Source organism: Microcoleus sp. N9_A1 (assembly GCF_036701795.1).
Taxonomy (GTDB): Bacteria; Cyanobacteriota; Cyanobacteriia; order Cyanobacteriales; family Microcoleaceae; genus Microcoleus.
In genome coordinates this window covers 33,972-54,114 of record NZ_JAUBRI010000004.1, presented here as the reverse complement: position 1 = coordinate 54,114, position 20,143 = coordinate 33,972, and the positions used below count along the sequence as shown (strand labels likewise).

General features: G+C 45.2%; 19 protein-coding genes and 1 riboswitch. Of the genes, 9 read left to right on the top strand and 10 right to left on the bottom strand.

Going from position 1 to position 20,143, the window contains the following annotated elements; translation table 11 throughout:
- Nucleotides 1-82: 82 nt before the first annotated feature.
- On the bottom strand, nt 83-490 hold the full coding sequence (locus QUA58_RS02735) for a metalloregulator ArsR/SmtB family transcription factor (protein WP_333257175.1): 408 nt from the start codon (nt 488-490) through the stop codon (nt 83-85).
- 146 nt (nt 491-636) lie between these two features.
- Between QUA58_RS02735 and QUA58_RS02730 the strand changes: the two genes are divergently transcribed.
- Both QUA58_RS02730 and QUA58_RS02725 read left to right on the top strand, forming a co-directional pair.
- Nucleotides 637-804: a metallothionein gene (locus QUA58_RS02730; protein ID WP_333257166.1), complete on the top strand. Its 168-nt coding sequence runs from the start codon at nt 637-639 to the stop codon at nt 802-804.
- A gap of 289 nt (nt 805-1,093) precedes the next feature.
- On the top strand, nt 1,094-1,354 hold the full coding sequence (locus QUA58_RS02725) for a DUF7219 family protein (RefSeq protein WP_333257163.1): 261 nt from the start codon (nt 1,094-1,096) through the stop codon (nt 1,352-1,354).
- A 165-nt stretch (nt 1,355-1,519) separates the two neighbouring features.
- On the opposite strand, the gene QUA58_RS02720 is transcribed toward QUA58_RS02725, so the two are convergent.
- Nucleotides 1,520-2,590: a metal ABC transporter solute-binding protein, Zn/Mn family gene (locus QUA58_RS02720; protein ID WP_333392939.1), complete on the bottom strand. Its 1,071-nt coding sequence runs from the start codon at nt 2,588-2,590 to the stop codon at nt 1,520-1,522.
- Between the two features lie 89 nt (nt 2,591-2,679).
- Here QUA58_RS02720 and QUA58_RS02715 point away from each other — a divergent pair, with 89 nt between their 5' ends.
- On the top strand, nt 2,680-3,399 hold the full coding sequence (locus QUA58_RS02715) for a metal ABC transporter ATP-binding protein (RefSeq protein WP_333257159.1): 720 nt from the start codon (nt 2,680-2,682) through the stop codon (nt 3,397-3,399).
- Nucleotides 3,400-3,552: 153 nt separating this feature from the next.
- Nucleotides 3,553-4,392, top strand: a complete 840-nt coding sequence (locus QUA58_RS02710) for a metal ABC transporter permease (protein WP_333257156.1) — start codon at nt 3,553-3,555, stop codon at nt 4,390-4,392.
- Between the two features lie 298 nt (nt 4,393-4,690).
- Here the strand turns inward: QUA58_RS02710 and QUA58_RS02705 are convergent, their stop codons facing one another.
- From QUA58_RS02705 to QUA58_RS02685, 5 genes are all read right to left on the bottom strand, one after another.
- On the bottom strand, nt 4,691-5,377 hold the full coding sequence (locus tag QUA58_RS02705; RefSeq protein WP_333257153.1) for a CADD family putative folate metabolism protein: 687 nt from the start codon (nt 5,375-5,377) through the stop codon (nt 4,691-4,693).
- A gap of 125 nt (nt 5,378-5,502) precedes the next feature.
- Nucleotides 5,503-6,585: a WD40 repeat domain-containing protein gene (locus tag QUA58_RS02700; RefSeq protein WP_333392938.1), complete on the bottom strand. Its 1,083-nt coding sequence runs from the start codon at nt 6,583-6,585 to the stop codon at nt 5,503-5,505.
- Entirely contained in the window at nt 6,573-7,544 is a 972-nt protein-coding gene (locus tag QUA58_RS02695) for a GTP-binding protein (protein ID WP_333392936.1), read from the bottom strand. Before QUA58_RS02695 ends, QUA58_RS02700 begins: the two co-directional genes overlap by 13 nt.
- 182 nt (nt 7,545-7,726) lie before the next feature.
- Entirely contained in the window at nt 7,727-8,761 is a 1,035-nt protein-coding gene (gene cobW, locus QUA58_RS02690) for a cobalamin biosynthesis protein CobW (protein WP_333392935.1), read from the bottom strand.
- A 389-nt stretch (nt 8,762-9,150) separates the two neighbouring features.
- Nucleotides 9,151-9,561, bottom strand: coding sequence for a DUF1636 domain-containing protein (locus QUA58_RS02685; protein ID WP_333392933.1), 411 nt, complete (start codon nt 9,559-9,561; stop codon nt 9,151-9,153).
- A gap of 22 nt (nt 9,562-9,583) precedes the next feature.
- Nucleotides 9,584-9,730: riboswitch (cobalamin riboswitch) on the bottom strand.
- A 134-nt stretch (nt 9,731-9,864) separates the two neighbouring features.
- Here QUA58_RS02685 and QUA58_RS02680 point away from each other — a divergent pair.
- Nucleotides 9,865-11,907, top strand: coding sequence for a serine/threonine-protein kinase (locus tag QUA58_RS02680; protein WP_333392932.1), 2,043 nt, complete (start codon nt 9,865-9,867; stop codon nt 11,905-11,907).
- Between the two features lie 320 nt (nt 11,908-12,227).
- Nucleotides 12,228-13,502, top strand: coding sequence for a protein kinase domain-containing protein (locus QUA58_RS02675; RefSeq protein WP_333392931.1), 1,275 nt, complete (start codon nt 12,228-12,230; stop codon nt 13,500-13,502).
- A 15-nt stretch (nt 13,503-13,517) separates the two neighbouring features.
- Here QUA58_RS02675 and QUA58_RS02670 read toward each other — a convergent pair whose 3' ends face one another.
- From QUA58_RS02670 to cynS, 3 genes are all read right to left on the bottom strand, one after another.
- Nucleotides 13,518-14,123 carry a type IV pilin-like G/H family protein gene (locus QUA58_RS02670; RefSeq protein WP_333392930.1) on the bottom strand — a complete coding sequence of 202 codons (606 nt, stop codon included), beginning with the start codon at nt 14,121-14,123 and terminating at the stop codon, nt 13,518-13,520.
- 55 nt (nt 14,124-14,178) lie between these two features.
- Nucleotides 14,179-15,558: an ATP-dependent protease ATP-binding subunit ClpX gene (clpX, locus tag QUA58_RS02665; protein WP_333255164.1), complete on the bottom strand. Its 1,380-nt coding sequence runs from the start codon at nt 15,556-15,558 to the stop codon at nt 14,179-14,181.
- A gap of 227 nt (nt 15,559-15,785) precedes the next feature.
- A complete protein-coding gene (cynS, locus tag QUA58_RS02660; RefSeq protein WP_333255166.1) occupies nt 15,786-16,229 on the bottom strand; it encodes a cyanase in 444 nt (147 codons plus the stop codon).
- Between the two features lie 466 nt (nt 16,230-16,695).
- Here cynS and QUA58_RS02655 point away from each other — a divergent pair, with 466 nt between their 5' ends.
- From QUA58_RS02655 to QUA58_RS02645, 3 genes are all read left to right on the top strand, one after another.
- Nucleotides 16,696-17,040, top strand: a complete 345-nt coding sequence (locus QUA58_RS02655) for a slr1659 superfamily regulator (RefSeq protein ID WP_333255168.1) — start codon at nt 16,696-16,698, stop codon at nt 17,038-17,040.
- 147 nt (nt 17,041-17,187) lie between these two features.
- Nucleotides 17,188-19,326 carry an ATP-binding protein gene (locus tag QUA58_RS02650; protein ID WP_333255170.1) on the top strand — a complete coding sequence of 713 codons (2,139 nt, stop codon included), beginning with the start codon at nt 17,188-17,190 and terminating at the stop codon, nt 19,324-19,326.
- A gap of 541 nt (nt 19,327-19,867) precedes the next feature.
- Nucleotides 19,868-20,143, top strand: a complete 276-nt coding sequence (locus QUA58_RS02645) for a hypothetical protein (RefSeq protein ID WP_333255172.1) — start codon at nt 19,868-19,870, stop codon at nt 20,141-20,143.

Genomic DNA, 20,143 nt, shown 5'->3' with positions numbered 1-20,143 from the left:
TATTGGTCTTAGGCCGAGATTATTGGTAAAACCAGCCCCTACAAAATTTTAAATCCATTACCAATGCCCAATGCCCAAAAGATTATTCTTCGTCTAAGTGTTCGGCGACTGCTTGGTAAAGTTCCAAAACGTGGCGATCGAGTAAACTATAAAAAACTTGTCTCCCAACCTTGCGGTAACTTACCAACCGCATCGCCCGCAATGCCCGCAACTGATGCGATACTGCTGACTCGCTCATACTCAACGCTGCAGCCAAGTCACACACGCACAGTTCTTGTTTGGCCAAAACAGACAGCAGCCGCAGGCGGTTCGCATCTCCCAAAAGACTGAAAAACTCTGCCATCCGCTGGGCTTTTGCGGTGTTGAGAACTTGTGTTTGGATGTCCCCGGCCCGCAAACAGTCAACTAGGTGCGATGGCTCGCACGTTGGTGTATCGTTTTGTTCGTGAGACTGACTTATCGCTCCATTAACAGCAGAGTTAGGTGACATCTTTTCCCGGCTAGTTTTAATTCTCATTTTCATTTTAGTGCGATCGACAAACCTTTTGTAACAAAACTTTTACATTCCCTTGACATACATCTGAATATATGTTCAGATATTAGTAGAGACAAACAACCCCACCAGGAGAATCTAAAATGACTACCGCCACCCAAACCAAATGTGCCTGTCCTTCATGCTCGTGCGTTGTCAACGTCAGTGCAGCCATTGAAAAAGACGGCAAAACATACTGTTCCAGTGCTTGCGCTGAGGGCCACCCCAACGGCCAAGGCTGCGGCCACGCCGGCTGCGAGTGCCACAAATAAACATTCGGCTTCAGAAAAGGTTAATCACCAACTGCAAAATATATCCAAAGGGAGATGCGAACCGCGCATTTCCCAATTTTTTTGCTTTTAGGTTAAAGAAAAGTTAAAATAAAGCTAACTTAAGGTTAAGACTGCATTAATAGACTAAATACAAAGCGAAAAAGCACAATTGCTACTTACGCAATACAATAGAAGCAAGTTAGCGCCGCGATACTGAGTACAAATAGTGCTATTTACAGCAGAGACCAAACCAAAAGTTGAATACCAAAAGTTTAATTAGGAGGGGGCAATGAAAGAGCGGGAAGATTTTTTACATCCTCGCAATCGCTACTACGGTGATTTCACGCCAGAAAACTTGGCGTTTAATGCCAACTTGCAGGAGTTTGCTCAAAAAATAACTTATATTTGCTCGCTGGAAACTGGGGGGAAAATTAGCGCTGAGAAAGCCTATAAAGATATTAAGATGCTTTGGAAAGACTTAAAATCCTCTAAGAAGCAATTGGGAATTGGCCAAAAACCCCCCAGTACCGAGGAGGAAAATTCACCTTAAAGTCATCGCAGCCAAACGTAGATAAGACGGCGGTTGAAACCGCGCCTATAAAAACGAAGTCCGCCGACGCGGACTGAAGAAAATAATATAATTTTAACCGCCCTGTCTTCAAACCGCGGAGGCGGTTTTTGTTTGTCTAGCCGCAGTTTCAACCGCCGACTTTTTCTATGGTTTCGGAGTTGGTGTTGCTTCTCCTGCAAACGGAGTACAATTTCCGCCGAGGCCTGAAGTAATCGCGCAAGTATTAGTTTTCAGCATTCCCTGATATGTATCAGCACCGGTACCTGGGCCGCCCAACTCGTCGCTATAAAGTTCCTTGTCGGAAATTTCGACATTTGCCTCCCTCGCCACAGTCTCCATCAACTTCGGATTAGTTGTAGTTTCGGCAAAAATTGTCGGCACTCCTGCAGTCTTAATTTGTGATGACAATTCGGCAATTCTGGCGGCTGTGGGCTGTTCTTCTGTTGTGACTCCCTGCAAAGCTCCAGCAACCTCTAAACCGTAAGCATCGGCATAGTAACTCAGTGCATCGTGAGTTGTGACTAATTTGCGTTTCTCCGCAGGAATTGTCGCTATTTGTGCTTTGATCCAATTATCTATTTTTGCTAAATCATTGGTTAATTTCGTGGCATTTGTGGTATAGAGTTGAGCATTAGTTGGAGCAACTTTGATCAATTCGTCGCGAATTGTTTCTACCATCCATACACCATTTTGAGCGTTGTGCCAAACGTGAGGATCAGGAACTTTTTCGCCTGCTGCATGGGGTTTGTCTTCCGCTTTCTCTTCGCCGTGTTCGTGTTCGCCCATTAGAGGTTTGGGAACGGCGAGTTCGTGTACGGCGATTTTGGGTGCGGAATTACTGCTGGATTTAATTAATTTAATGATGCTGGGTTCGTGGTCGTAGCCGGCGTATAAAATCAAATTTGCTGTTTCAATCGCTTTACTGTCTTCCGGCTTGGTTTGGTAGGCGTGGGGGTCTTCTCCGGGCTTGATTAGACAGGTGGTGTCGATCGAGCTTTGGGCAATTTCCTTAGTAATATCGCAGATCACACCAGTCGTGGCGACGACTTTCGGTAAGTTAGCCACGGGACTCACTTGAGTTTGAGTGGCGCTGGGACTCTGGGGCGTGGAATTGCTGGGTTTGGGGGCGGAAGTGCACCCAACCAGTCCGAAACCCATCGCCAAAACAGCCGTACTGCAAAATCTGCCAGTTTTTCCAGACAATTTTTTTAACATTTCACCTTTGGAACGATAATCGTTATTGCTTTTTCGAGTTATCCTATTGTAGTAGCTACGAACAAGAATCGTTCTCAAAATCGGGAATTATGTTAGAAGTGCAAGACTTGGCTGTGAATTATCGAGGAATTTCGGCCCTTAACAGCGTGAATTTCCAGTTAGAACCCGGACAATTAACCGGTGTATTCGGCCCCAACGGCGCGGGGAAAAGCACGATGGTGAAAGCGATGCTGGGATTGATTCCGGCGTGTCGGGGTTTGGTAAAATATCAGGGGCGGTTGTTGAAGGAACAGTTGTCGCGGGTGGCCTATGTGCCGCAGCGATCACAAATTGACTGGGATTATCCGATTACTGTGCAAAACGCGGTGATGATGGCGCGGACTGTCCAGACTGGTTGGTTTCGATCACCCTCGAAGCAGTCCCAAGAATTGGTCAAAGCGGCTTTGCTGCGGGTGGGAATGTGGGATTTGCGCGATCGGCAAATTGGCGAACTCTCCGGCGGACAGCAGCAGCGGATTTTCTTAGCAAGGTCGATCGCCCAACAAGCCGACTTATTCTTCTTCGACGAGCCCTTTAGTGCGATCGACAAAGCAACAGAAGAGATTATATTCGATATTTTTGCCGAACTCAAAGCCGAAAATAAAACATTGCTAGTAATTAGTCACGATTTAGGCGAAACTTTAAAAAAATACGACAATTTATTGTTGTTAAATAAGCATTTAATTGCCGTTGGTTCCAGCCGAGAAGTTCTCACCGCCGCCAATATTCAAAAAGCCTATGGATACGATTTAAGTTTAGTTTCAGCCTAAGCAAAATGGGATTATTCTCACCGTAGGGTGCGTCGCTACGAAATTGTCGATTTCCCTTGATAATTTTTCAATGGCGACACAACAGCTAAATCCGTTGCCGAACATCCGTTAAATCCCGTACATTGCTCATTGCCGAACTTCCTTCTTCTATAAATGTTAAACCTACTAATTGAGCCACTACAATTCGAGTTCATGCGAAATGCGATCGCCGTCGGCATTTTGCTAGGAATTCTCTGCGCCGTGGTTGGCTCCTACTTAATTGTACAGCAAATGGGAATGATGGTTGACATGATAGCCCATTCAGTATTAGCAGGATTGCCGGTGGCTTTTTCTTTAGGTTTCAATATTTCGCTCGGCGCCTTTATATCAGGAATTATCAGCGCGGTAATTATGGCGTGGATTCAATCGCAATCGCGCCTTAAAATTGATGCAATTATGGCATTAATTTTGTCTACATTTTTAGCAATTAGCGTCACGCTGATTAGCCTTTTGCGGACTACAAAATTAGACTTAGATGGGTTTTTATTCGGCAATATCTTGTCAGTTGCACCGACTGATGTGCAGCAGACTTTTGTCATAACTGTGATTATTTTGGTCGCGGTTAAACTCTTTTACAAAGAACTGCTATTCTATACTTTTGACCCGTTGGGCGCGCAAGCCTGCGGTTTGCCTGTAAACTGGATTTATTTGGGGATGATTTCGGCGATTACGCTGACGATTGTTGCGAGTTTGCAAACTGTGGGGGCGCTGTTAGTAATTTCGCTGTTAATCGGGCCGGGAATTACGGCATATTTGTTGGTAAAAGAGCTGCATTTAATGATGGGATGGGCAGCAATTATTGGAATTACAGCTAGTGTGACGGGGATGTATCTCAGCTATTATTGGAATATGCCGTCGGGTGCGGCAATTGTGTTGGTTGTTTTTGGATTATTTTTAGTAGCTTTGCTGTTCAGTCCCAGTCAAGGAATTTTGACTAGAAAGAAAGGAGAGTGAGTACCGAGATTGTTGGTGAGGGAGGGCGGGTTTTGTTCTGAGATTGTTGGCGAGTGTCAAAATCCTTGGCTAAACCCGCCCTACAAATTATGCGTTTTTTCTACCTAACTATACGCACAATTAATCATTGGTAGGGGCTGTGAGGGAGGGCGGGTTTTGTACCGAGATTGTTGGCGAGTGTCAAAATCCTTGGCTAAACCCGCCCCTACAAATTATTCGTTCATTGGTAGGGGCAGGTTTAGCTAATAAACTTTTGTATTCACAGATAATTTATGTACAAAACCTGCCCTTAACTTAACTAGATGCACTTAGCTTGACAATAGGTTTCATAAACCCCATCAAGCAGTAAGTTGATAGCCAAAGTTGCTTTCTCGGTGGCTAACAGCGCTTCCTGTTTTGCTTCTTCAGTTTGGCAAAGCTCTAACAGCGCTTCGCGGGTAGCTTCCGAGTGGAACTCGTCGGCTTTTTCGTGGACTTTAAAGAAAGACAAAGCAGCTTCGGAATCGATGCCGTAAAATTCCTTCAAACCAGCGATTTTGGTTGTAGAAACTTCGGGGATTTGCGCTTCGTAAGCGTAAAGGGCTGCTAAACCTTTGACGGGTGATTCGCTGCGCGCTAAGTCTTTGAGAATGCGAACGGATTCGCTGGTTTTTTCTAAGTGTTCGTGATCGATAACTGCATTTCTGTCTAAACCCAAACCTTCGGCAAAGCGCAGCCACAGTTCAGGGTGATTAGCAGCGCCTCTCTCTTCTTCTATCAGGTTTTCGAGGAGCATTTGACGAATTTTGATGTCGTCACAGGCGGCGTGCGTAGCGCTGACATAGGTGGGGAAGTTGTGGACTTGCAGATAGTATTCTTTGGCGTACTCTTGCAGTATTGCGAGGTCGAGTTTACCTTCGTTCCACATTTGGTAGAACGGGTGTTTCAGCAGGTGGTTTTGGTCAAGAATCGTGTTGATTTGTTCGAGAAATTGCTGTTGGGTCATAATTGTCGATCGCCCTTAAGGATAATGCAGCCACTAAAATGTTATATTAATCTAGCCTTCAGTAAAGTGCAAGTTTTCAATTGTCTACATCTTTGCAGCACCGGTGCGATCGGCCGTCATGGAACTTAGCGCCGCCCGAACCCCTTGCCTCGCATAGATTTCGACCAAACCAGCAATTCGCCACCACAGCCGCAGGCCGCCAGAAATTGACCATCGGGATGCCATGCGAGACAGGAAAAACCGCCCTCTGCACCTTCTAGAATTTGCAGCAATTGTGCTGCTTCCTCCCACAAACAAACTTGACCGTCAGCAGCGGCGGAAGCTAATAAAAATGTGTTAGGTTGAAAGGCGATCGCATTTACCACATTTTCATGCACCTCTAACGCCCAAGAATCCCAACCGACACTTTCATCAGCGTCTCTTTCCCAGACGGAAATGCCTTGAGAGCTCGAAGCAGCTAACAAAGGTGCACCCAAAGAATTAGTTTTATCCGACCAAGCTAACTCCCGAACTTTCCCCGGAAAACCCTGCATTACCCACGGTTCAAAATTTCCCCATTCATTAACAATGAGAGTATTGTCCATATTGCCACAAGCTAAATATTCTCCTTGTGGCGACCAAGCAATTGCACCGGTTGCAGAGGGTACTGATAAAATTTCCGGGTCTTCGTCCCAGTCTTCGCCATGCCAAACTTTGACGCCTTGATAGCCGCTAACTGCCAGATATTGAACCATCGGATGCCATGCTAAATCGAGGATAGATGATGACTCGAAATTCAGCGTTACTTCAACAACATTATCCTCAGCATTCCAGACTTGAACGTAGCGGCCAATACTGAAAGCTAACTGGTTGCAGTTGGGACTCCAAGCTAACTTATCAACCCAGACACGCTGGTTATCCAAATCAGCAATTAATTCCCCAGAATTAACGCGCCAAATTCGCACTTTTCCATCTTGTCCGCCAGCAGCTAGGAATTGACTGTCGCGGGAAAAAGACAAACAATCGGCTGACTTACCCGTGGCACTTTGTAGTGTTTGCAAGGACAATTCATTAACTTCCCCTACTTCCGCCAGCATCACTTCCCCCGCAGCAGAACAGACTGCTAAACTTGTACCATCCGGCGACCAAGTAACAGCAGTTACGTAGTCAGACAGCATTGCTTTGGCGTGAAATTCCAGGGTTTGTTCGCTACTTTTTAAACTAGACACCGACGGAAATCCTCTCGCAATTGATTTTCGTTTAAGTTACGGCCGATGAATACGAGTTCATTTTTCGGAGTTTCGGTGGCTTTCCAAGGCCTATCCGGCCGGCCATCGAACACCATGTGTACTCCTTGGAAAACAAATCGCTGGTTGTCTCCGGCGACATTCAAAATTCCTTTTGTCCGAAAGATATTTGGCCCTTGAGTCCGCAACAATTCCTCCATCCAATCGCTGAATTTGTTGCGGTCAATAGCGCCGGATTCTACTATTGCTACGGAGGTAACTGTTTCGTCGTGTTCGTGAGTGTGCTCGCCCAAAAAGTCGGGTTCGATGTCTAATGCGCGGTTCAAATCAAATGCTTTAACGCCCAACAAAGCATCCATTTGTAATTCAGCATTGCGGGTTCGGTGAATTTTTGCCATTGCATTCATGGCGCGAATTCGCTTTTCTAATTCTGCCAATTCTTCGTCACTCACTAAATCTGTTTTGTTGAGCAAAACTACATCAGCAAAAGCAATTTGTTCTTGAGCTTCGTCTGAGTCCCAGTGCTGCCAGATGTGCTTGGCATCGACTACGGTGACAACTGCATCTAGCAGCAATTTGTCCCGCATATCTTCGTCTACAAAGAATGTCTGAATTACGGGTGCGGGGTCTGCTAAACCTGTGGTTTCGATGACTATGTGGTCGAATTTGTCGCGCCGCTTCATCAAGTTGTTGATAATCCGAATTAAGTCGCCTCGGACTGTACAGCAAATGCAGCCATTGTTCATCTCAAAAATTTCTTCGTCGGCATCGATAATTAGTTGGTTGTCGATGCCTACTTCGCCGAATTCGTTGACGATCACTGCAACTTTTTTGCCGTGTTCCTGTGTTAAAATGTGATTCAGTAGCGTAGTTTTGCCTGCACCCAGATAGCCTGTGAGAACGGTAACAGGAACTGATTCGATCGCCCCAGCAGTCACCATACTTGACCTCGTTTATTGTACAATGATAACCATTATCGCTATTTTACACCAGACCTGCTGGGAGTGACCACAATATTAAATAATGTTAATAAATTGTTCGTCAGAGCTTGTAGGGGCGAGTTTTACCAATAATATTTGCTGCAATTCAAAATATCGATAAACCCGCCCCTCTCAGATGACAATTAGTTGTTAATTATAGCTGCAATTCGATCGCGCTCCAACTCTCTACCAATAATCACCAGCTTGGTTTGGCGGAGTTCCGAAGGTTGCCAAGGGCGATCGTAAAAATATTCTATGCGCTCCCCGACACCTTGCAACACCATCCTCATCGGTTTCTTGGGAACCGCCACAAACCCTTTAATCCGATAGATTTCCTCCTGCTGCATCAAGGATTGCAGTTTTTTCACCAAAGCTTCAGGTTCAAACTCGCGATCGGCAATAAAGAAAGTCGAGTTAATATCATCATCGTGTTCATGTTCCTCTTCCGTGTCGTGGTGACTCGGACGAGACTCCAAATCATCCTCAACCGCCGCATTAAATCCCATTAGCACATCAGGGTTAATTTCGCCACCCTTGCAAGGCACAATTTTCACACTCGGACGCAACTCTTGCTGCAACCAGGTTTGAACTTTCTGTTGAGTTTCTTCGTTTACGCGATCGACCTTCGTTAAAAGTACCATATCGGCACAGGCTAACTGGTCTTCAAACAATTCCTCGATCGGAGTTTCGTGATCTAAACTATCATCAGCTTGTCGCTGTGCCATCAAAGCATCGATATCACCGACAAAACTACCGCTAGCAATAGCTTCGCAATCGACAACAGCAACAACACCGTCTACTGTAGCACCGGTGCGAATTTCCGGCCAGCGAAAAGCTTGAATTAAAGGTTTAGGAAGTGCGAGGCCAGAAGTCTCAATTAAAATACAATCAATTTGTTCTCTGCGCTTCAACAATTTCTGCATAGTCGGCAAGAATTCCTCTTGAACAGTGCAGCAAAGACAACCATTTGTTAGTTCTACAATATTGCTGCTGACATTTTCTTCTTCGTCGCAAACTTGGCAATCGCGCAGCAGTTCTCCGTCAATTCCGATTTCGCCAAATTCGTTAACCAGAACAGCAATGCGGCGACCTTGATTATTTTGCAATAAGTGGCGAATTAAGGTAGTTTTGCCGCTACCAAGAAAACCAGTGATGACAGTAACAGGAATTTTGTGCATTGATAATTTTGTGCTTATTTGGTGATGGGACATCTCGTTCCCAGGCTCTGCCTGGGAATGCTAATCTAGAGGCTCTGCCTCGCTGGAATAAAGGAGCGCTTTTAATACGAGGCAGAGCCTCTGCATATGTGTTACCAGACCGAGATCGTAGGTGACAACTTAAGACTGAAATCTACAATAAAAGTCGCTTTTAAGCGAAGTCTAGATCCCCCTAAATCCCCCTTAAGAAGGGGGACTTTGAGAATATTTCTTGTCCCCCCCTTAGTAGGGGCGGTGCCCCCGTGCCCGCCCTTGGTTAGGGGGGATCTAGATTTCGATAAAAACAAGAGAGACGATCGGTTTGACGTTAAGTAGTCACCAATGGGCAGAGCATGGTAACGAGAAAGGCTCTAATTTGCCAGCGGTGGAATCTTTGCTAAAACACCTTTTTTCAGAGCTGGAGGACGCTCAGACCACGGCAACAAACCGTCCGGTTTGGCATAGTATTGACCCGCGCATTCGAGTACCGCCGCGACGCTTTCCGACTCATTTGCTGGTAAATCGCCAAACAGATAAGTGTACTTTCCAACAGCAGCAAAAGACACCGCACAAGAGTGACTGCAAGCACTCATGCACTCAACCTCTTGAATCTCAAACTTATCAGAAAACTCCCAATCTTTAGCGAGTTTCGATAAGTCTTCCATAAATTGTTGACCGCCGCTTTTACCTTCGCGCTTGCCGTTTTTCCAAACACTAGCGCAAGCAGTGCAAACAAACAGACTGTGCTTTGTGCGTACAGCCGTGTTAATTCCATCCATCATCCGTACCTCGCAGATGCGTTCAAAAGTGAGTTAGATATCGGCGGGCATTCTGACTTGAGAAACCACAACGGTTTCATTACAGTTGCGGGACAGCGCCGGACTTGCACCGAACTTTCCCCGTTTCCTCTAGCGGCTGCTCCTCGCTAGAACCGATCGCGAAGTCACATCATACCGCACTTGCCGCCTTTTTTCAAAAAAGTTATGTTTGTAAGAGCGATCGTTTCGTTCGTAGTAAGGACTTTAGTCCTTATAAGATAACGGCTTCAGGACTTTAGTCCTTACTACCAACCATAGTAATTACCTATGAACGCTTTTCCAGACTTTTCCAAACATGGCTATCAAATAAGTCGCGAACTCGGATACAACAGTTTGGGCGGCCGCGTCACCTATCTTGGCACAAAAATTAACACAAAAAAATCCGTTGTAATTAAGCAATTTCAATTTGCCCAATTAGGTGCTAGCTGGGCAGAATACGAAGCTTACGAACAAGAAATTAAAGTTTTGCAAAATCTGGATTTTCCGGGCATTCCCCGCTATCTCGATTCTTTTCAAACTGACAGCGGTTTCTGCATGGTGCAGGAATACAAAAATGCCGAATCTGCTGTCGCGCGGACTTTTTCCCCGCCGGATATCAAGCAAATTGCGATCGCAACTTTAGAGATTTTAGTTAACCTGCAATCTCAGAAACCGCCGATAATTCACCGCGACATTAAGCCAGAAAACTTGTTAATAGATGACGAACTAAATGTTTATTTAGTAGACTTCGGTTTTGCTCGGCTAGGAGGTGGAAATATCGCCGCCAGCAGCGTCGTCAAAGGCACGATGGGATTCATGCCGCCGGAACAAATGTTCAACCGAAAATTAACAAAAGCCTCCGACCTTTACGGCTTGGGGATAACGCTGATTTGCTTGTTAACTGGTACGAAATCCGCGGATGTCGGTAATTTAGTTGATGCCAATTATGGCATTCATTTCCGGCATTTAGTACCGCCATTGCAGCAGGGTTGGATGAATTGGTTGGAGAGGATGGTAGCGCCGAGATTGCAAGACAGATTTCCATCGGCTGCGGATGCTTTAACTGCGCTAGAATCTTTGGATGTCAGCAGCTTGCCGAAAGTGAGAATTGAGCGCGATCGCCTTCAATTCACAGCTACTGAATATGGAGAAACCTTAACACAAACTATTGCCATTAGCAACCCAATTCCCGATACAATGCTTTGTGGCAGGTGGGAAGTCGCGCCACATCCGAACGATCCGCCCCACACGCCCTACGACCACTCTTGGATCTCCTTTGAACCGCAGGCATTTGAAAGCAATTATATCCAGTGTACAATCGCAGTCGATACGAGCAAATTGCTGGCAAGTCAAACTTACAACCGCCAAATCATCTTGCGCGCTAATTCTGAACCCGAAACTCATACAATAGAATTGCAAGCTACAACAGCCCCGCTGCCCGTACCGCAAAAAACTAATTTTTTGTCAGTATTCAGGCTGATTTTTATGTTCTGTTTAATATTAGCAACTTTTATGTGCTGTTTGCTGTTAACATTTTTCATATTTGACTGGATTGATTATAGTTTCGTCTATCCGGTGGTTGACATCTCTTTGTATTCTGGGACTACTACTATCATGCTTCCCATCTGTTTTACGAGTGGCTTATTGGGATTTTTAGTCGCCGAACTCGCCATTACAGCCCAATCAAACAAATATGATTTTAATTGGTTTCTAGCTTTATGTGGAGGGTTAATAGGATTGATTTTTTTTAATTTTATTAGCAGCATATTAACCAGTATTCTTTTAGATATCGGGAAGGGGACGATCGATAATCAATTAATAAGTTTTGTGTATGCTGGGTCAGTGCTGGTTTCGCTAGCAGTAACTTTACTTGGAGCCTTAATACTAGGAGGAAGGATTACGAATGTTACAATCGAAAATATTACGATAGCAGCAGTTATTATGCTGCTTTTATCATTTTCCTTGTATGCTTCTACCGTTAGAGTCTTCTTGATTCTAGCGCTGGCATCCCTGATTTACAAGATAGTCAATTCGGTATTTAACAAGCAGATTGACGAGCAGATAGCCAGACAAGTTCTTGAAGTAGATGCTACCAAAAGAGCTTTTCTCACTGCCGGATTTTGTATGACTTTGTCAGTAGCATTTCTAAACTATTTAAACTTAAAATCTCACTTAGAATGGGTTGAACCCAGAGAAATATTAGTTGTAGGAGGAACGATAATGACATCTCTAGCCGTCACTGGAATTCCGTTAATTGACTCGATCGTTTTTAAACCAAAAAGAATACTTGCCAACTATCGCAAATCCCGACCAAATTTAATTAAACCGTAAAAACTTGTTCGCAGCAAGGACTTTCAACCTCAATGACTGAAGTCCTTACTAAAAACCTTACCAAACATTAAGAGTCTGCATTCCTGCCTGTTGTTGGCGGATTTTTTCGAGAGTTCGCTTTAAATCCAACTCTTAAAAACCTCGCTATTAACTATCACAACTCTCGACCACTAACTATAGCACTCCTAAATCATTTGTGTAATTATTGTAGGGGCAAACCCCCCGTGGTTGCCCCATAAGGCCGGGGTAGGCACGGGGGCACTACCCCTATATCTTTTTACTCATTTAGGATTCCTAAATCAACTATCAACTATTTACCTATGAATGCTTTTCCTGACTTTTCCAACTACGGCTATCAAATAACCCGCGAACTCGGACACAATCGCGCTGGCGGTAGAGTTACTTATCTCGCTACCGAAATTAATACCAAACGTTCCGTCGCCGTCAAACAATTTCAATTTGCCCAAACAGGCGCTAATTGGGCTCAATATCAAGCGTGCGAACAAGAAATTCGGATTTTGCGAGAACTCGACTATCCTAGCATTCCCCGCTATTTAGATTCCTTCCCCACTGCATCGGGTTTCTGCATGGTGCAAGAATACAAAAATGCCCCTTCCTTGGCAAATTCTAACCGCTGGAAGCCCGAACAAATCAAGCAAATTGCTATCTCTGTTTTAGAAATACTCAAATACCTGCAAAATCGGGTTCCGCCAGTCATCCACAGAGATTTAAAACCCGAAAATATTTTAGTAAATGACCGGATGAATGTCAGCCTTGTCGATTTCGGATTTGCTAGAATCGGCGGGGGAGAAGTGGCCGCCAGCAGCGTTGTTAAAGGCACTTTGGGCTTTATGCCGCCAGAACAAATGTTCAATCGGCAGCTAACTGTTGCATCGGATTTATACAGTCTCGGCGCGACGCTAATTTGCTTGCTAATCGGCATCAATTCTACCGAAGTTGGCAGTTTGATGGACGATACCGGGCGGATTAATTTTAAACATCGCTTGCTGCAGCTAACTCCCGAGTTTCTTGACTGGCTGCAAAAAATGGTAGAACCTAATTTCAAACACCGCTATCCTTCCGCAGATGCGGCCTTAAATGCTTTGATTCCCCTAGAGGTAGTTCAGCAGCGTAACAAGTCAAAACTCGCACTCATATCAGTCGGATTATTAACAGCAATTGCTGCTATTTTTATTCCTTTGCTCTGGAAATTTCCCGAACCTCAAACAGCAGTCGATATCAAACCAGTAATCAACGCAGTAAAGTTAAATCCTCACACTCAAGAGATGTTAACTGACGAACTAGAATCGACAAAAACTAGAGATTTTTGGTCTTTGAAGCAAAACAAAAAAGTCTATTTTGCTGTCAGTGGTACTAAGTTGCCAGAAGGAGAATATAGAAGTTATTGTAAGGTTGTCAACCCTCAAGGACTATTCGCAGCCCAGAGTCAATCTTATTTAAAAACGACGGGCGATCGATTAAATACTTGGTGCTGGTACAATTTTAAACAAGATGACAAACCTGGCAATTGGCAGTTTCAATTTTACTTAGACGGTCAAAAAGTGACGCAAAAGAGTTTCAAGGTTTTACCTTAACGTTCGGGCTGGCAGTTAACGCTGTAACAACGTTGTTCCGGGCTGGCAGTGAATTTCTTTGCCGTCAAAAGTTGGCGGACTCCAAGTTTCTGCATAACTTGCGTTCTCCCGATCGCTCTCGCATAAAGCACTAATAGTTTTTATTACATTGCTACCCTTTTCTTTGTAAGCAAATACTGCGCCCGTGTAGGATTTCCCGGGGTTCCTATTAGTAGGTTTGACGCTCGCGATCGCGCTTTCAAATTGTGCTGCTTCGCGGTGATTGTGCCTAGTTTGAACCGGACCCATTGATGAGACGATCGTGTAATTATAGTTCTCGGTCTGTTCTTTAATTCCCAAACCCAATTTTGCAATGGAATCGCTAAATTGACCGTATTCTGCATAGTAAGCTTGCTGCGCTCTATTGATGGCTGAAATATATGCTTGGGCTTCTAAAAATCTCTTACCCCTTGGCCGGGACAAGAGCGGGACGATCGTATTGAGTTTGACATCGTAACATGACGCCATGATGCCAGCCACAAGCGCGCTGTAAATTGCAATCCTCGGCAGCAAACTGGATACTGGCAATCTCGATTTTTTACTGGCTTTAGCTACATTGACTGACATTTTTTTAAGTGTCATAAAGTAAATTTGCCAAGTTTGTAGGGTGCGCCACAAGCACCCTACAGATTACAAATTAAGCTGTTTCGTGCTTCCGCCATGCGGGATGCCACAGCAATTCAGCAGTCGATCGCTTCTCGACCATTTCGGGAGTAATCATACAGTTAGCCACATCCTTGCGAGAAGGCAACTCGTACATCACATCCAGCATTAACTCCTCTAAAATGCTGCGGAGAGCTCTCGCGCCAGTTTTGCGACGATAGGCCTCCTGGGCGATCGCCCGTAGCGCATCCGGCTCAAATTCCAACTCCACACTATCCATCTTCAACAGCTTCTGATACTGCTTCACCAGAGCATTTCGGGGCTCAGTCAAAATCTGCATCAAAGCCGCCTCATCCAGCGGCGAAATCACCGTCACCACTGGAATCCGCCCGACAAACTCAGGAATCAAACCAAACTTAACTAAATCATCCGGCTGTACCTGCTGCAAAATATCAGCCGCCCGCTTATCCTTCGCCGGCAAAGTCGAGTTGCTTTCGGTTTCTGTTGGCTGAATAAAGCCCAAGGATTTTTTACCCAAACGCTGTTCAACTATTTTTTCTAAACCGACAAAAGCACCGCCGCAAATAAATAGAATCTTGCTAGTGTCAACTTGAATAAAATCTTGGTAAGGATGTTTGCGGCCACCTTGGGGAGGCACATTAACCACCGTTCCTTCCAACATTTTTAGCAGCGCTTGCTGCACTCCTTCTCCCGATACATCTCTGGTGATCGAAGTGTTTTCACTTTTGCGAGCAATCTTGTCAATTTCATCAATATAAATAATCCCGCGCTGTGCCGATTCCACATCAAAATCAGACATTTGCAACAGCCGCAGCAAAATATTTTCTACATCGTCGCCGACATATCCAGCTTCTGTCAGCGTCGTCGCATCGGCTACCGCAAACGGGACTTCGAGCATTTGGGCCAAACTTTGCGCTAACAAAGTCTTGCCACAACCTGTGGGCCCAACTAGCAGGATGTTGGATTTTTGCAGTTCTACATCGCTGTCAGGCGAAGACTTGTCGCTATCTTTAGCTTGGTCAACGCTCAAGCGCTTGTAGTGGTTGTAAACTGCTACAGAAAGGACTTTTTTTGCTGAATGTTGGCCGATAACATGATTGTCTAAATGCTGCTTAATATCTGTCGGTTTCGGAATTTGAGCTAAAACGATTTTCGATTTGTTCGATCGACCCTGGCGCCGCGTTCCTTGTCCCTGAGACTCTCGCACCTCTGATTGGGGAATCTGTTGACCAATTGTTTTACTGGAGTCAAAGAACTCCTCCTCTAAAATTTCATTGCACAGTTCCACGCATTCATCGCAAATGTAGACCCCGGGCCCAGCTATTAACTTGCGGACGTACTCTTGCGACTTGCCGCAAAAGGAGCATCTCAGATGGGAGTCATATTTTGACATATTTGCCTCTTAATTTACGGTTGCGGTTGCTTGTTTCGACTGGGGAGGTTGCCGCGGGAGCGACCTTAGCTTTGCCCTAGAAGGGTTTCCCGATCGGACACCCAAGCCAGTCAAGCTTCGCGATCTCTATTTCTAAGTTAACACTTTTGAGGCTTTAGTCATTAGTCATGAGTCATTCGAGCAAATTTGAATTTTTCATTTTCACTTGAAAATAAAGTGGCACGGGCTTACCATTTTTTGTATTCCAAAAATTTTCCCGACATAATTATTTTCACTCGATCGCCTTTTGGGTCTGCTTCTTTCTCGACATCCAAAGTAAAGTCGATCGCGCTCATAATCCCGTCACCAAATTTTTCGTGGATTACTGCTTTGAGCGGCATCCCGTAAACCTGCATAATTTCATAAAACCGATAAATCAGAGGGTCTACTGGAACTCCGGCATCCAAAGAACCTTTTAACGGAGGTTCACAGAGAACCTCAGCCGTCTCGCTATCCAATCCCAAAGCCGAGACAATTTTCTCAGCTTCATCGACCGATGCGGTTGCTTGACGGTAAATAACCGCGGCAATCCAAACTTCGTCGCGCCCCAAAACTTTTTCCAAATCTGCAAAACTAATTCCCTTAGCTTTTTTAGCCGCCAAAAGCTTTTCTGTAATTTCAGAAATTGCCATTAAATATTCTCCCCTTCACTTCAGTGTCAGATGTGAAATATGTCTCACACTTTGGTGATTTTGTCAATACTAAGTTGAGAAAAAAATCGAATTGATAGCTCGGAACTTCAGCAAAAGCTGGTCTCGTCAACCCCCACAACTCATACAATTTGAGATTTGAGATTTGAGATTTGAGATTTGAGATTTGAGATTTGAGATTGGCAATGACTGATGACTATCAGGGTTTGGAGCTAGTCAACAGTTGCATTCTTTTTTCCAACTGGTATCACAACCGATAAATCCTAAAACAACTCATAACTGCCCTGTGGCAATGGTACAGTTGGCAGTATATGTAATAAAAGTTACACACGCAAAGGCCTTGGGCATTCGGCAAACGGCTGAATTTTGATCGTGCTAGCCTCGAGCTCAATCCTCGCTCACGCAGCCAAAGCCCCTTTACCACTCAAAACCGGCAACTGACAAAAGTATGGAGATTCAGACCAAAGATTACACGATCCATTACGATCGCGCTACGCAAACAGTCACCTGTAGCGGCTCGTTTCGACTCAGCCTGGTGGAAGAATACGCACCGATCGTCGATCTGCTCAACGAAGTGGCTGACTCCTGCCCAAACACGGTGACTCTAGACTTGCGAAAGCTAGAATTTTTAAATAGTTCTGGAATTAATATTGTCTCAAAATTTGTGATCAAAGTGCGCCAGCAAAAAAATATTCAAATCGCCATCAAAGGTTCTAAACAGATCCCCTGGCAGATAAAATCCCTGAAAAACTTGCAGAGGCTGATGCCTTCCTTGCACTTAGAATTGGAATAGTAGCGCAAAAGGTAAAGATGAATCCCCGGCTAAGTCCGCGAACCAGGATGAGGGTGGCTGAAGTTAATCGGGATAAGTCATAGTTAAACTAGCACAAAACCCTAAAAAACTTCAGAACCGACTAAAAATTACCAATTTTCAATTGCTATGCAGGAAGAACCATCGACAGAACAGCTACTTTTCGACGTTCAGCGGCTGAGTGCGGAACTTGAAAACTTGAAGCGCGAAAAGGTTGACCTAGAACTTTTGCTGGAGACTACCACCGAACATTCAGATACGATGGAAGCTCACTTGCTGAGCAAAGCTGAGTTGGCGCTGCGTTCAAGCGAAGAGCAGTTTCGGGCGATCGCCTCGGCAACTCCCGTGCCGATATTAGTTTCTCGCCTCTGTGACGGCTTAATTATGTATGCGAACGCTCAATTGGCTTCTCTCCTGAACACACCCCTAGAAAAATTGATCGGCTGCAGCACTCCAGACTTTTACTTCAACTCCGCCGATCGCCCAAAGGTACTTGAGGCACTTGCTAAAAACGGATACCTCCAAAACTACGAACTCCACTGCAAAAAATCAGACGGCACCGCTTTCTGGGCGATGATCTCGGTTCAGTCGCTGGTGTTTAACGGGCAGCAGACGGCATTGTGCGTCTTGTACGACCTCACCCAGCGCAAGGAAGGAGAACAAACCCTCCAAGAGAGCGAAAAGCGTCTCCGCCGCCAGAGTTTGGCTTTGTTGCAGCTAGGTAGGCAGAGGACTCTCAATAGCGGTGCGCTGAATGTGGGAATTCGCGAAATTACCGAGGCTGCAGCCCGGACTTTGGATGTGGAAAAAGTCAGCGTCTGGCTTTACAACCATGGAGGATTTGGAACTCGCTACCCGACAGATCCCCAGCTAAATTTTACCGAGAGAGTGCTCGCCCAGAACCAAACAGAGGCACTCGATACAGAGACCGCTGCCCCAGAGCAACACGAGGGGGTGAATCATTCTAAGTTTAAAATCCCCAACCTCAAATTAGTTTGTCTCGACTTGTACGATCGCACCCAGGAGAATCATTTGAGCCGGGAGTCCATATCGGCAAGCGATTTAAATTTATCAAAATTAGAGGTTGAAGGCGACGCACCGGGCGAAAATTGGCGATCGGACAATGCTTTAGAACCTACGACAAAGACTCAAAAATCTCTACAAACAAATTTGTCCCACTTATCTTCGCTAGCCGAACATTCCGCTGTGCGACCAAATGCCAGCAAGCCCAATTCATCCATATTAAATGTAGCAATTAGGCTCGGCGGCCAGATCGTGGGCATCCTCTCTCTCGAACATATCGGCGCGCCCCGCCAGTGGGCTCTGGAGGAGCGCACCTTCGCCGATTCTTTGGCAAATTTGGTAGCGCTGGCGATCGAAGGATTTGAACGCCAGCGGGCTCAGGAAGCCCTCTCCAAAGCCAAAGCGCAGCTAGAAATGACCGTCGATCAGCGCACCGCTCAACTCACCGCCGCCAATAAACTGCTCCGCATCGAAATTGCCGAGCGCAAAAGAGCCGAAATAGCCTTGCAAGAAGCCTTACACAAAGCTGAAGCAGCTTCGAGAGCTAAAAGCACTTTTTTAGCCAATATGAGCCACGAGCTGCGGACGCCGCTCAACGCGATTATAGGTTATAGCGAAATGCTACAAGAAGAAGCACGGGAATCGGGAATCGAAGAGATCATTCCCGATACCCAAAAAATTTATAACGCCGGCAAACACTTGCTGACTTTAATTAACGATATTCTAGACCTTTCTAAGATAGAAGCCGGTCGGATGGAGCTTTATTTGGAAAAATTTGACCTCAGTAATTTAATAGAAGAAGTCGTTGCAACTTTGCACCCTTTGGTCGAAAAAAATCACAATCAATTGCAAGTTTCTTGCTCTGAAAATTTGGGAGTGATGTATGCAGATTTGACTAAAGTCCGGCAAATTCTGTTTAATTTGCTCTCGAATGCCCTGAAGTTTACCGAAGGTGGAACGGTGCTGTTGAGCGTGACTCGCGAACCAGCAAGCGACAGCGATTGGGTTTATTTGCAGGTATCTGATACGGGGATTGGAATGTCGGCAGAACAGCAGCAGGGTTTGTTTCAACCTTTTGTTCAAGGGGACGCTTCGACTACTCGCAAGTACGGTGGCACCGGTTTAGGATTGGCCATTAGCCGCTTGTTTTGCCAGATGATGGGCGGCGATATCACTGTTGAGAGTGAGTTGGATGTTGGCTCTACTTTTACTGTTCATTTAAAGGCAGAAGTTGATATTAGTTAGAAGCAAGTTTGGCCACTAGAAATGTAGGAGATTTAAGGGATTTAAAGGGTGGGTTATGCCAGGAATTTTGTACCTGATTTAACGGATTTAACGGATGGCAAAAGAGGGAATAATTACCCAGTTACCCATTCCCGCGTTACAAATTAGCCATTACCAATTACCAATTCCCTTTTTAATTGTGACACCGATCGCGATCAACCTCTGTTGTCGATCACACAGTAGCATTTTTTTTCAGCCTAGAATACCTATATTATTCCAAGATTGTCCTGCAGGCACGATCGGGCGCCTCGCTGCATTCACAAGTCCCACCTCAACCTAATTAAGGGGTGGGGGGTTGCTTCCAGACAGGCAATTTGGTAAAAGTAATGCTATGGTCGCGAAGCAGTAGAAGCCAAAAGTTAACAGGAAATCAGGAATTTTCAAAAGTCTCTGGACGCAGAAACACAATTCTGCTTTTTTCCTTCATACTGCTTCTACTGGCGAGATAGCACTGCTCCTGAAAGCAATGCACAATTTCTCAGAATCAAAGGAGTGCATCTACATGATTAAACCTTGCAGTCAACCGCTAAAAATAAATCCTTTTACTTGTTATCGCGATCCGGCTACAGGCAGGTGGACTACTGTAGTTACAAGTGTTCCAAACACTTGCGAAACAGACTCTAGTTTAAAAGCAGAAGCCGAAGGCGAAAACGAAGGTAAAGCAGAAACGATCCTTTCTGCTTCGCCTGCTGTCTCGGTGTCGAAAAAAGTCCTTTCTTTCTCCGTGCCTCAGTTTAAACACCGTTCCAAAAAATCTGCTGTTAGTGTCAGCAGGTAG

What these genes read in the sequence shown, in the direction of transcription:
- QUA58_RS02735 (WP_333257175.1), bottom strand. Translation starts at nt 490, where the DNA reads ATGTCACCTAACTCTGCTGTTAATGGAGCGATAAGTCAGTCTCACGAA.
- QUA58_RS02730 (WP_333257166.1), top strand. Translation starts at nt 637, where the DNA reads ATGACTACCGCCACCCAAACCAAATGTGCCTGTCCTTCATGCTCGTGC.
- QUA58_RS02725 (WP_333257163.1), top strand. Translation starts at nt 1,094, where the DNA reads ATGAAAGAGCGGGAAGATTTTTTACATCCTCGCAATCGCTACTACGGT.
- QUA58_RS02720 (WP_333392939.1), bottom strand. Translation starts at nt 2,590, where the DNA reads ATGTTAAAAAAATTGTCTGGAAAAACTGGCAGATTTTGCAGTACGGCT.
- QUA58_RS02715 (WP_333257159.1), top strand. Translation starts at nt 2,680, where the DNA reads ATGTTAGAAGTGCAAGACTTGGCTGTGAATTATCGAGGAATTTCGGCC.
- QUA58_RS02710 (WP_333257156.1), top strand. Translation starts at nt 3,553, where the DNA reads ATGTTAAACCTACTAATTGAGCCACTACAATTCGAGTTCATGCGAAAT.
- QUA58_RS02705 (WP_333257153.1), bottom strand. Translation starts at nt 5,377, where the DNA reads ATGACCCAACAGCAATTTCTCGAACAAATCAACACGATTCTTGACCAA.
- QUA58_RS02695 (WP_333392936.1), bottom strand. Translation starts at nt 7,544, where the DNA reads ATGGTGACTGCTGGGGCGATCGAATCAGTTCCTGTTACCGTTCTCACA.
- cobW (WP_333392935.1), bottom strand. Translation starts at nt 8,761, where the DNA reads ATGCACAAAATTCCTGTTACTGTCATCACTGGTTTTCTTGGTAGCGGC.
- QUA58_RS02685 (WP_333392933.1), bottom strand. Translation starts at nt 9,561, where the DNA reads ATGATGGATGGAATTAACACGGCTGTACGCACAAAGCACAGTCTGTTT.
- QUA58_RS02680 (WP_333392932.1), top strand. Translation starts at nt 9,865, where the DNA reads ATGAACGCTTTTCCAGACTTTTCCAAACATGGCTATCAAATAAGTCGC.
- QUA58_RS02675 (WP_333392931.1), top strand. Translation starts at nt 12,228, where the DNA reads ATGAATGCTTTTCCTGACTTTTCCAACTACGGCTATCAAATAACCCGC.
- QUA58_RS02670 (WP_333392930.1), bottom strand. Translation starts at nt 14,123, where the DNA reads ATGACACTTAAAAAAATGTCAGTCAATGTAGCTAAAGCCAGTAAAAAA.
- clpX (WP_333255164.1), bottom strand. Translation starts at nt 15,558, where the DNA reads ATGTCAAAATATGACTCCCATCTGAGATGCTCCTTTTGCGGCAAGTCG.
- cynS (WP_333255166.1), bottom strand. Translation starts at nt 16,229, where the DNA reads ATGGCAATTTCTGAAATTACAGAAAAGCTTTTGGCGGCTAAAAAAGCT.
- QUA58_RS02655 (WP_333255168.1), top strand. Translation starts at nt 16,696, where the DNA reads ATGGAGATTCAGACCAAAGATTACACGATCCATTACGATCGCGCTACG.
- QUA58_RS02650 (WP_333255170.1), top strand. Translation starts at nt 17,188, where the DNA reads ATGCAGGAAGAACCATCGACAGAACAGCTACTTTTCGACGTTCAGCGG.
- QUA58_RS02645 (WP_333255172.1), top strand. Translation starts at nt 19,868, where the DNA reads ATGATTAAACCTTGCAGTCAACCGCTAAAAATAAATCCTTTTACTTGT.